General features: G+C 56.2%; 10 protein-coding genes. 5 read left to right on the forward strand and 5 right to left on the reverse strand.

The genetic code is table 11. From position 1 onward, the window contains the following. Positions 1-440 precede the first annotated feature (440 nt). A complete protein-coding gene (locus tag IEI95_RS01580; protein WP_156545263.1) occupies positions 441-1,289 on the reverse strand; it encodes an oxygenase MpaB family protein in 849 nt (282 codons plus the stop codon). A gap of 179 nt (positions 1,290-1,468) precedes the next feature. Here IEI95_RS01580 and IEI95_RS01585 point away from each other — a divergent pair, with 179 nt between their 5' ends. After that, the gene (locus tag IEI95_RS01585; protein ID WP_060716618.1) at positions 1,469-1,972 is read left to right on the forward strand and encodes a TetR/AcrR family transcriptional regulator; all 504 of its coding nucleotides are present in this window, start codon (positions 1,469-1,471) and stop codon (positions 1,970-1,972) included. Positions 1,973-3,123: 1,151 nt separating this feature from the next. Then, complete coding sequence (locus tag IEI95_RS01590) at positions 3,124-5,046, forward strand: methyl-accepting chemotaxis protein (RefSeq protein WP_060716619.1); 1,923 nt, start codon at positions 3,124-3,126, stop codon at positions 5,044-5,046. 465 nt (positions 5,047-5,511) lie between these two features. On the opposite strand, the gene tnpC is transcribed toward IEI95_RS01590, so the two are convergent. From tnpC to tnpA, 3 genes are read right to left on the reverse strand one after another with little or no spacing between them, the layout of a single operon-like run. After that, a complete protein-coding gene (tnpC, locus tag IEI95_RS01595; RefSeq protein WP_060716620.1) occupies positions 5,512-7,098 on the reverse strand; it encodes an IS66 family transposase in 1,587 nt (528 codons plus the stop codon). Between the two features lie 53 nt (positions 7,099-7,151). Next, on the reverse strand, positions 7,152-7,505 hold the full coding sequence (gene tnpB, locus IEI95_RS01600; protein WP_060716621.1) for an IS66 family insertion sequence element accessory protein TnpB: 354 nt from the start codon (positions 7,503-7,505) through the stop codon (positions 7,152-7,154). Beyond that, positions 7,498-7,968: an IS66-like element accessory protein TnpA gene (tnpA, locus tag IEI95_RS01605; RefSeq protein WP_114386920.1), complete on the reverse strand. Its 471-nt coding sequence runs from the start codon at positions 7,966-7,968 to the stop codon at positions 7,498-7,500. Before tnpA ends, tnpB begins: the two co-directional genes overlap by 8 nt. A gap of 474 nt (positions 7,969-8,442) precedes the next feature. Between tnpA and IEI95_RS01610 the strand changes: the two genes are divergently transcribed. The 3 genes from IEI95_RS01610 to IEI95_RS01620 all read left to right on the forward strand — a co-directional run bounded on the left by IEI95_RS01610 (position 8,443) and on the right by IEI95_RS01620 (position 11,142). Next, complete coding sequence (locus IEI95_RS01610; protein ID WP_060716622.1) at positions 8,443-8,703, forward strand: hypothetical protein; 261 nt, start codon at positions 8,443-8,445, stop codon at positions 8,701-8,703. Between the two features lie 240 nt (positions 8,704-8,943). Then, positions 8,944-9,396 (forward strand): VOC family protein, encoded by a 453-nt coding sequence (locus tag IEI95_RS01615; RefSeq protein WP_060716623.1) that lies wholly within the window; start codon positions 8,944-8,946, stop codon positions 9,394-9,396. Between the two features lie 285 nt (positions 9,397-9,681). Next, complete coding sequence (locus IEI95_RS01620) at positions 9,682-11,142, forward strand: sensor histidine kinase (protein ID WP_060716624.1); 1,461 nt, start codon at positions 9,682-9,684, stop codon at positions 11,140-11,142. Positions 11,143-11,217: 75 nt separating this feature from the next. Here the strand turns inward: IEI95_RS01620 and IEI95_RS01625 are convergent, their stop codons facing one another. After that, entirely contained in the window at positions 11,218-11,580 is a 363-nt protein-coding gene (locus IEI95_RS01625; protein WP_060716625.1) for a response regulator, read from the reverse strand. Positions 11,581-11,810: the final 230 nt, after the last annotated feature.

Genomic DNA, 11,810 nt, shown 5'->3' on the forward strand with positions numbered 1-11,810 from the left:
CGCCTCCGACTTTCTGGCAATGTCGAGCATATGGGCGAAGTCGGTTGCCGCGGTCACCTTGCTCGCTGGATGGCGCCATGAAGCCGGATGAAAACCGAAGGTATATACGAACGTACCAAGCTTCATCTTGTCCAGTCACTTCATATTGTTCCCCTTTGATTTTACAGTGAATTATCTGGGAGATTATGAAGTGGCGTTCACGGAAGCAATATTGAACGAGTGTTGGGAAGCTTAAGCTGGACTAAAGTAGTGTCGCCGATACAGGCGGGTGGGTATCGGCGACGGGCATGGATGCCGTTTCTGTAACTGCGGCTCCAAATCGGTTGATCGGCCAATTGGCATTGCTCTGATCCAGAGCACAAGGACGTTGCTTCCTTCTCGAAGCCGGGTCTCTTTTCCACAGTGCTCCGGTCCCAAGCCCGAGGTCACTCGGCTCACAGTTAAAGACGAATGCCCATGCGTTTCGCTGCCTGCGCTGCCGGCGTGTGCCGCTTCGGGACCACCGAAACCACGTGGGCGAAAACCGTGATGAGCAAAGCCTCGCCAGCGCGCAAGCCCTTGTCGCGCAATTGCGGCAAAGACCGAACGGGCTCCGGCGTGATGTCCACGGCGGCCCGCACGAGGAGCCTCTGTACCCACCTCAACGGCCTTGGCAAGATTGGCGCCTGGTTCATGATCGCGAGGAATTCCCCTAAGATGTCAGAGCCCTCCAAATCCGGTGCCATTTCAGCGAGAATGTTTTCCCATTCGCGCCAGGAACGCGGCGCACCTGTCGCCCCGAAGAGCTCTGCTGATGGGCCGCTTTCGGCGAAGGCGGCGTCCTTATCGGTGGACGACAACGAGGCCGCGAAGCGATGATAGGCCTCGGTAAAGCCGAATGTCGCAGTTGCTTGAACCCAGTTGAGCAAGCGGGGATCGTTCGCAAAGTAGGGCTTACCGTCGGGTGTTGCCCCGCGGACCTTATCATGGATCGATACAACATGGGCGATGACCTCTCTGGCCTTCGATTGTGCCGCGTATGCTGTGATCATCGCAGCAAAGCCGGTGCGGTGCAGGCGCTTTGCCGGATCGGTCCGAAAACTGCTGTGATCCCACACGCCTGACCGCACCGAAGGTTCAGCCAGTTCTAGCAGAACAGCTGAAACGCCGCCTACGAACATTGTGATCGGATTACTGAAAACGCGCCACGTCACACCCCCAGCCGGCGCGAGAGAAGGCTCTCCCGCGGGCTGAGCAAAGTTTATATCCATGCCCGGTGGCGGTTTAAGAAGTTCATCAAATGCACTCATTATTACACCTCGCTGATTATTAGGAGTGACAGTGACGACGCTCGCCTTCAAAGTGGCAACGCGATTTCACTATGTCGGCCCGAGATATGACAAGTGACTAGTCATAAATAGGCGATACTATGGGAAAGACAATGGTAGGATTGCGGCAGGATGCTCGAAGGTCGCGATCCCGTACCGCTATGCACCGTGCACTTTTCGAGCTGCTTTTGGACATTCCACTCGATAAGATTACGGGGGCTATGGTGGCCGAGCGCGCCGGCGTCGGTTATTCTACCTATTTTCGGCATTATACGGATGTTTCGGCACTTGTCCTCGATGCTGTTGAAATTCTGACGGATGCCCTGGCGCAGGCTATGATGCCTGCGTTGATGCGGCTTGATGGGGCTGGAGCTGCCCGGGCGTTTATCGAGGCCGTGAATGCGCGACGGCGGGAGGTCAGCGCCCTCACTCGGGTTGGAAACGCGCTACGCGCTGAACTCAGGCATCAAGTCGTTGATCGTCTCGCGTCTTCGCCGGATCCGAACGCGACCCGTCTGCCGCGTCGACTTGCGATCAGGATTGCAGTGGCATCGACCGTCGAACTGCTGGATTGGTGGCTCAATGAGGAGCCTGACCGGAGCACGGGAGAGATCTCGGAGCTGCTGAGCTCCCTTATACTTCAACCGCTCATGATACGAGACTGAAACCAAAAGTTTCGGTGTGCTTCAGACATCTCTGCCGGTGCCGTGCGGGGCCACTCCGGTAGTAATTCGTCTTGTCGCTTACTCGACTTAGGGAGCCAGCCTGAGATTAAAGTGACATCGGGGATGCCGCTCGGGATCGATTTCCAATTATCCAGACGTCCATACTTAGGCGATCACCTTAAATGTCGGCCATCGGCAGCGGCGCGGAGAAGGCTTATTCCTGCAACATCAGTCGCTGGCTCGTGACCGTGGGCTGTCTGTCCAACGCGAGGTTACGGCGGGATGACACTGACTCTAGCTTAAAAACCTGAGGCCTTAAATTTGGCGATAACCACTCGGGGAACCGCAAGACGCGAGCGGCCCTCGATTTCTCTCTCCACGAGAGCATGTAGGAATGCGGAAGTGATGGGCCGGCAAGGGGATTAAGATGTCCTTTGTCACCGACAACACCGAACACACCACGTCCGGGAACAGAGCCTCTACTTCGCGGCACAGTCGCTCGAGCGTTGCCTGCAAAGCTTCGCCACGGGCGATCATTTCTAGAATTACGTTTTGCAGTTCCAGGGTCATGGCGAACAGTTCTTTTCGGAGCTCGGACTTTACCAGCGCAACCTTCTTTTCGGGTTGTCTATTTGCGTAAAGGTTTATGGAGCCAGGCTTGTTCCAGTGGTGCTGGTCGTTCGTGCCGCGCCCCAGATAAGGTCGTCTTCAGGGAGCAGAACGAAAAAGGGCCCGAGAACATGTCTCAGGGCCCGAGTTTTTTCTTCGACAGCGGAGGGAGGAGACAGTGCCGATGTCCTTATTGTAAAAGGTTATGGTTAAAGGATCGTAAACGACAGGAGTGGGCTAATCAGTCAGATGGTGGGTCAGGTAAGTTTAGGAGCCCATGCATCGGAGTCCATCTGCGCTCACTGTCGCAGCCATTGTCTTTACTTTCAGTCGATCCGGCCTTCGCCAATGTCACGCCCTCCAGGTCAAGGGCGCTCTTTCGACAGAATATCGCTCATAACGCATGAACTTTTTTAAGACTTAGAAACTATAAATTTATTTCACGACTTCATGGGATGAGAACCGTGTCTTCCACCCCAGCAAAATAATTTTGTCCTTCCGGGTCGAGCCATGAAACATCTTGCAGCCCTTGAGGATACGTCATGTCCAGACCGAAAATCAAAACCGCCCTCATCAGTGTTTTCATCTTTATCGGCATCATCGTCGGTGGTTTTGCCGCATATTCCGTCAATCGCTTGAGGACGACCAACGAATTTGTCAGCAATATCGCCAATGACTGGATGCCCAGCGTTTCGCTGGCGACACGGATGCAGCAGGATTTCAGTAATCTGCGACTGGCATATCGTGACCATATCATGGCCCTGGACGACAAGGGAATGAAAAACGCGGAAACGGACGTGACGAACAGGATCTCCGCGTTTCTTGAAACGACGTCACAGTTTGAGGCAATTTACACGTATCAAAGCGAGCTGGACATCGCCAAGCAGGTTCGTGAGGAGTTCAAAGGCTACACGGACCTGGGTACGCAGTTGATGAAACTGTCGGCGAATGACAACGATGAGCAGGCAAAGATCTTGCTTGCCACGGACATGAAGCCTTTGGCCATAAGACTCATCGCGGATATAGACAAGCTGATCGACATCAATGCCACGGGCGCCAAGACGGTATTTGCAGAAAGTCAGGCTATTTTCAGCACCACCCTTGTTCTGACATTTTTTGCCATCGGATTGTGCGCGGTGGTCCTCCTCGCATCAATCTGGTTCGCGCTGACGGGTATTGCCCGTCCCATTCAGACGATCACCAGCGCAATGACGAAGCTGGCGGGCGGCGATACAAAAACTGCGGTACCCTTTGCCGGGCGCGCCGATGAAATCGGGGAAATGGCCGGAGCCGTCGAGGTTTTCCGTCAAGCAGCATTGTCGAACAAACGCCTCGAAGAAGAGGCCGAGGGGGCACGTATACAAGGCGAGGCAGATCGTGTTCGATTGACCGCCGAAGCGGAAGCGGCTGCACAAAAACGGCTCCAGGAAGCAACCTCTGGTCTTGCCACGGGCCTTCGCCGTCTTGCCGCCGGCGATCTGGGCTTCCAGCTCAACGAGCCATTTGCGCCGGACTTTGAAGCGCTGCGTCATGATCTGAACGGCGCCGTCAGTCAACTTGCTGACACCCTGCGCGCCGTTGCACAAGCTACGACACAGATCGACAGCGGCACCCGCGAGATCAGTCAAAGCACCGATGACCTGTCGAAGCGGACAGAACAACAGGCAGCCTCGCTCGAACAAACAGCCGCAGCCCTCGATCAGATCACGGCGAATGTCTCCAATTCGTCGAAGCGCGCCGATGAAGCACGCTCTGTTGCTGTCCAGGCCAATGCCAGTGCGGCTCATTCCGGCAAGGTCGTCGCAAGCACCGTCGATGCCATGCAGAAAATCGAGCAATCATCCAATCAGGTGTCAAACATTATCGGCGTCATCGACGAGATCGCTTTCCAAACCAATCTTCTGGCCTTGAATGCGGGCGTCGAAGCCGCCCGGGCCGGCGAGGCAGGCAAGGGCTTTGCCGTGGTCGCTCAGGAAGTTCGTGAACTTGCACAGCGCTCTGCCAAAGCTGCGAAAGAAATCAAAGAACTGATCCGCAACTCCTCTGTCGAGGTTCAAAGCGGCGTCAAGCTGGTCAGCGAGACCGGCGAGGCATTGAAGACCATCGAAGGCTATATCGTCGCCGTCAACCAGCATATGGACGCCATTGCCACGTCGGCCAGAGAACAGTCGGTCGGGCTTGCAGAGGTGAACACCGCCGTTAACCAGATGGACCAGGTCACCCAGCAGAACGCCGCGATGGTCGAGGAAAGCAACGCGGCGAGTGCGACTCTCGCCGGCGAGGCAGGAACTCTGCGCGAGCTCATCGGCCGGTTCCAGTTTGGCGAAGGAAAACGGCAAATGGCGCCTGTGACAGCTGCCGGAGCGCCAAACCGCGCTGTGGCGTCGCCGGCTCGCAGGCTGACGGCACAGGTCGCTAAAGCCTATGGCGGCAATACAGCCGCTGAAAGCTGGGAGGAGTTTTGAAGACGGTCTGAAGATCCTATCGACGACGGCGGTGTATGGCTTTAAAAAAAATACTAATCTAGGCGAGCGATCTCTAAGGGGTGGGCGAGATGCGGGCCCACCTTGGCCAGGCCGCCGCTCGGATTGGTACAGATAGCGGCAAAAATGAAGTCACATTGCACGAGCGAATGGTAGCTCTGCTGAAGGTCGTTCGGGAGGACAGTCTTCATCCAAGTTCATTGAGAATCGAACCATCAACCGAAGCCAAGCTATATTCTGGATGCCGCGACGAGCTGCCCGTTATCCTGTGTTCTCCGTGGCAGGATCTCGAACATGGATCGGGATCGGCTTCGGTAATATCTCGAACCGCTCGCCTACATCTCGCTTTCCCGAAAGCTGTTCAGCGTCTAACGGCGAATTAGGATGAACGCCGCACTCATACGTTGCGACGTAAGCGCGATTTTCCCTGCACGTTGACTTGCTTGGCTAGGCTGTGACGGCGTTGGAGGCGTTGAACGGTAGCAAGTCGCTGATGTCGGCATCTTCATTGCGCTGCGGCAACTCTGCAAGCACGTGGCGCAGCCAGGTGAGTGGGTCGACGCCACAGGCACGGCAGGTCAGCATCAGACTGTAGATTACGGCGCTGGCCTTGGCTCCATCAGCGGTGTCGCTGAACAGCCAACTCTTTCTGCCGGTGGCAAAAACTCTGATGTCGCGTTCCAGAATGTTGTTATCGATCGGCATTCTGCCATCGGAGATATAGCGGGTCAGATAATCCCATTGGTTCAGAGTGTAGGACACGGCATCACCGAGCCTGGTGTCCGGCACGACTTTTGGCGCGATATTATCGAGCCAGGACTTGAGGGCGTTCAGGACAGGCAAGCTGTGCTGTTGGCGAAAGCGGCGAATGCAGTCGGCCTTCGTCTCGCCGGCATCTGGGGCTTTGTCTCTTGCCTGCTTTTCGATCCGATAAAGCTGCTCGAAGAACCGGAGCGCCTGTTCCGGCGGTCCGCCTCCGTTCTTTCTGGTTTTGAGTGCTTCAACGAAGCGCCGTCGGGAATGAGCCATGCATCCGACATGCGTGGCACCATCCAATGTGCGCCAGGCTGTATAGCCATCGCTCATGAGTATGCCGCGGTAGTCGCCGAGGAAGGCCTGTGGGTGAATCTGACCGCGGCCGGGCTGATAATCGAGCAGCACGATCGGCTCGCTACTGTCCTCGCCGCTCCGGTAGGCCCACATATACGATGTGCTGGTGGCTTCCTTGTCCTTTTCCTTGAGAACCTGAACGGTCGTCTCATCACCGTGAATGAGGGGCTGCGACCTGAGCCTCAGTCTCAGCGCATCATAGATGCGGTGAAGATGCTTCTCGCTCGAGCCGATCACCCAGTGAGCGAGAGCGCCTCGGCTGATCGGAACGCCGGCTCGCTCGAACGTCTGAGCCACGCGGTAGAGCGGCGTGCCATCGACGTATTTGTGGACGAGCGCGAAGGCCAGCGTCGAGGCGGTTGCGATGCTGCCCGGCAGAGGTTGGCTCGGCATAGGCGCGATCACGACAGGCGTGTTGATCCCGGTGCGGTCGCAATGGCGGCAGGTATGTTTGAACCGCACATTCTGCAGGACCTTTGCCTTGACCTCGATATGGAGTTGCTCGGTAACGGCCTCGCCCATGCGATGCATTTGACTGTCGCAGCAAGGGCAGGCCTTCTGATCGTCGGCAAGGTCGTATTCGACACGCTCGCGCGGCAGGTCTTCCGGTAAAGGCCTGCGGCCACGCTTCTTTCCCGCCGCGCTCTCGACAGGCGGCAGGCCTGTATCCGGAAGATCGACGCCGTCGCCGTCGTTACTGTCATCCTCATCCGCGGCCTCCTCGGCCTCGTTGAAGATGCGATCGATGTGCTTTTCGCTGCGGGGTGCAAAACGATGGAGCCTTGCGAGCGCCAGTTCTTCTTCAAGTTTGACGATCCGCTGCGAGAGGGCCTCCTTCTCGGCTTTGAGCGCAGCAATTTCGGCGGCGTTGGCCGCCAACTGCGCCATCAGTTCTGCAACGCTCAGTTCGCCGGCTCGGGTCATCCCAGTTTTGAATCTGAGCCGCGTCGCCGCGTCAACAGCTCAATTCGCCACCTTCAGCCGGCGATCTGATACTGCCGCACGGGATGGCGGATCATCGCATCGATATCGATCCCGTCGAGAATCCAATGCAGTTGCTCGGTCGTCAGTGTGACCACCGTCACCTCTCGGCGCGGCCATCGGAACTTGTCTTCGGTCAACCGCTTCAGGATTAGCACAAAGCCCGAGCGATCGAAGAATAGCAGCTTCACCCGGTCACGCCGGCGGTTGCAGAAGGCAAACACTGCAGGAGCAAACGGGTCCAGCGCCATCGTCTCCTGGACCAGGACCGCAAGGCTGTTGATGCCGGCCCGGAAGTCGATCGGTTCGCGATGCAGATAGACTTGAAGATCAGCGCCAAGCTTAAACATGACCCAGAGCTCCGATTATTGCCGTCAATGCGCTGAGATCGCGGCACTCCAGCGTCAATCTCACACCATTCGGCAATGACGCTCTCACCTTCGCTGGAGAGGTCAGCGGGTCGCTCCTCTTCGCCGTCGGCAATCGCTCTTCGCGATCCGTGGCTGGCATCTCAATGTCGAACTCGCTGCTCGGGGCGGCGATCTGAACCGGAATAAACGCAGATGTCGAAGACGGCGATAATGGATGTGCCTGGGTATGTTTCCTGATCCATTTCCAAACGAGATTCGCATTGACCCCGTGTTCTCGCGCAAGTTTCGATACTGATGCGCCAGGTTCAAGGCAGGCCGCGACAAGGCGATCTTTCGAACTTTGATCGAAACGGCGTCTTCCATTCCGACCGACCAGTCGCACTGTAAGTTTTTGACCTTCATCCATAACTTGGTGTCCGCCTCTTTTAGGTGGACACCTCATGCCAAAGCTCGCTCAAATACTGAAGGTGCTGAGAAATTCGCGCTTACGTTGCGACTTAGGCCGTCCATCCAACGACAGCGGCAGAGGCACCCGGCGTCTACGCGCCAAATATGCGCATGTCGCCAGCGTATCGCTCCCCGCTTCCATATTGAGTTAGATGTAGGAGTGTTTATCAGCTATAGATACGCGGGGATATCTATGAAATTTGGCGGCTTTCCCAGTCTCAGGCTGACGGGACTTTTCTAGCAGGGCAATCACGTAGAGCGGAGACTTCGGATTGTTGTTACAATTCATGATAGCTGTAAGCTTCGCCTTGGTACTACTCGTGCTGCTGGTCTTCATTTGGCAACGGAGAGAGGGACTGCGGCGAGTGTTTGGCAGCGGCGTGATGGGTAGCGCTGGCAGCAACGACTATCCTCCGCATACCGGCGGCTGCAACGACACCGGCGGGGATGGCGGAAGCGGCGATTGCTAATGGTGAGACTGTATTATGTCGGGACCTGCCCACAGTGTAACAATCAGGGCCGCCTCTATCTCCAGAAGGACGTGACACGGCAGACGATCTATGCGCATTGCGAGGAATGTGAGTGGGGCTTCCGCAATCCTGAAGATGTCATGCACCCACATCGAGCGTTCCTAACGCTGTTGGAGGAGTATGAAACGGTGAACCCTGCCGAAGACGAAATCTTGCGATCTTTCTGGGCGCGTCACGTCGTAAAGCACGTCGACGTTTGAAGCGCCCTAGACCTTTACCCGAAGCATATTGAACGCGTCGGGCATTGGCATCGAGGCTCGACAGGAAATCCTTTTATAGTTTTTCTTTTCCGTTGCTGAAAGGATGTCATCGCCTTGAAAGGAAATGAACCGCCGATCTGCTATTTTCAGGTCCCCTAGAGATTTCGATAGCGATGTCGGATCTGGTGGTTCATCAACGTCCTAGCTGTAAATGAGACCGAAAACCGGAGGAGGCGAAGTATGGCGCTCAAGCGGATGGACAACATCGGGATCGTCGTCGAAGACCTTGGAGTGGCGATAGGCTTTTTTCAGGAGCTGGGCTTGGAACTTGAGGGCCGCGCGACGATCGAGGGCGAATGGGCCGGCCGTGTCACTGGACTGGGCGACCAGCATGTCGAAATCGCCATGATGCGCACACCGGATGGGCATAGCCGGCTTGAACTTTCGCGCTTCCTCACGCCGGAAGTCGTGGCTGATCATCGGAACGCTCCGGTGAACGCCCTTGGTTATCTGCGCGCCATGTTCACAGTCGATGACGTCGAAGAGACCGTTGAAAGATTGCGCGGGCACGGCGCAAGGCTCGTCGGCGATGTCGTTCGATATCAGGACGCCTATAAGCTCTGCTACATTCGCGGACCCGACGGTCTTCTCATCGGTCTTGCCGAGGAACTCGGTAAGCCGAAAAACGAATAGGTTCCGCCTGGCTTTATATCCTGCTGACACCGTGCATGTTGACGTGAAACGCTGCTGATCCCAGCCAGGCGTCACGCCGAAACACGAGCACCTGGATAGAGGCCGTCAGTACCTTAATTGACCTTGAATGGGCTCGAACGCGCGGAGCCTCACCAACCGCACGGGGTTACGCTAACACCATGTACCAAATAGCTTTATGCTCAAAGCGGTACGGCTTCAGCCGTGATTTGCGTTGACTTTCTAAAAGGAAGCTTTCAAATAAATGCAAGGCGGGAGGAGGTTCAAATGCACGATCACAAGCCGGACACCTCCGATCAGCGGTCCTTGGCTGACATCATTCGCAACTATGACTGGGAAAACACCAGCCTCGGACCGATGTCCTCCTGGCCGGTCCAGTTAAAGTGTGCGGTCGACATGGCAATTCCCTCAGGCGCGCAGATCGTATTGTTTTGCGGCCATGACTTCACCGCCATTTATAATGATGCATATGCTCCGACGATCGGTGCCAAGCACCCGAAGGCTTTAGGGAAACCAGCGAAAGAAAACTGGGCCGAACTTTGGGACGATCTGGAGCCGCTTCTGCGTAGGGTTCGCGACCGCGGCGAGACGGTCGTTGCCAAAGACAGGCCCTTTTATATCGAACGCAGCGGCACTCCAGAAACAGTTTACTTCGACATCTCGTATTCACCCGTTTCCGACGAACAGGGCCATGTGTTGGCCGCCCTTTGTATCGTCAATGAAACGACGGAACGGGTCGGCTACGAGTCAACGCTCAAAAGAATGGCGTCGATCATCTCCTCCTCGGAAGACGCAATTCTCGGCATCGACCTCGACATGACGGTTACAGACTGGAACACCGGAGCCGAAAAACTGTATGGGTTTTCGGCCGACGAGATTGTGGGCCGGTCCGTCACGCTTCTAGTTCCGGACGGCCTCCCTGATGAGGAAGAGCACATCCTCTCCCGCATCAGGGCAGGCGAACGGGTAGAGACCCATGAGACCGTCCGGCGGCATAAGAGTGGACGTCTCCTGGACGTTTCGCTGGCTGTCTCCCCAATCTACGGCTCGGATGGCACGATCATCGGCGCCGCGAAGATTGCTCGTGACATCACGGCACGAAAAGAAGCGGAGCGAGCTCAGCATCTCCTCATTGGGGAGTTGAACCATCGCGTCAAGAACGTCCTTGCGACGGTCGCCGCAATCGCCCGTCAGACGTTCGCCGGCGCACAAGACATCGATATCGCGAGGACAGCCTTCGACGCCAGGTTGCAGAGCCTGGCCAGAGCACATGACCTGCTCACGCGAGGAAGCTGGAAGGCTGCCAGCCTTCGTACCGCTGTTTCGGAAGCGTTATCTCCCTATCCACCCGAGCAGTTCAACATCAGCGGGCCCGATGTCGAGGTCTCGCCAAAGGCTGTGGTGGGCCTCGCGCTCATCTTGCATGAACTAGCAACCAACGCTGCGAAATATGGCGCCTTGGGAGTGAGTTCCGGAAAGGTGACACTGTCATGGGACGTTTCACCTTCCAACGCTCAACTCGATCTGTCATGGCAAGAGAGCGGCGGGCCTCAAGTCACTCCGCCGACCCGAAGGGGGTTTGGGTCGCGCTTGATCGAAGCGCTGTCGTCTGGCCAGCTTGGTGGAAAGGTAGACCTTAGCTATGATGTTTACGGTGTACGCTGCATGATCAACGCGCCGCTCGACACCGGATGGAGCGACCATGACCACAGTCAGTCCCCAATTTGACACCACGATGCCACAAACTGTGAGTTCGTGGCATAGCGTGCAATGAGGCTGACAAATGTCTAAGGATGTCACTGCCTATAGCATATCGCGTATCGCGCGGACGACGAGAGTTGAATCGTACGGTTTGCTAAAGAATCGCCCCACGACCGGAAGAGCATCCTCGCGTATGTGAAGATGACCCGACGTAACGATGATCTTGACTGGCGGCCATCGATCGCGAACCGCAGTCGCAAGCTTCAAACCATCCATGCTACCCGGCATATTTATATCGGTGAACATCAGACGAATTTCTGAATGGCTGTTGAGAACGGCAATGGCGTCATCCGCGTTCGATGCTTCGAGCACCTCGAAACCCTCTTCTTGCAGCGACTCCACGATGCCCATCCGGATAAGAACCTCGTCCTCCACAACCAGAACCGTTATGCCGTTGTAGCCCATCGCCGTAGCTCCACCGTGGTTCACTGGTATACAGAGACGTAGCCAGGACTTTGATAACGCTCTCGATGGCATAATGATCCGGGAATTTGGATTATTTTTCAGAAACTTATTATATGCGTTGCGGAGTTTTCCGCATCAGTCGCATGCATTGGCTGAAGGAAAGTCCTGCAAATAGACCAGCGGCACGATTTGAAGCCATTGAAACGGAGGCAGGTTTTCCTGAAGCCACC

This window comes from Agrobacterium vitis, from assembly GCF_014926405.1.
GTDB lineage: Bacteria > Pseudomonadota > Alphaproteobacteria > Rhizobiales > Rhizobiaceae > Allorhizobium > Allorhizobium vitis_H.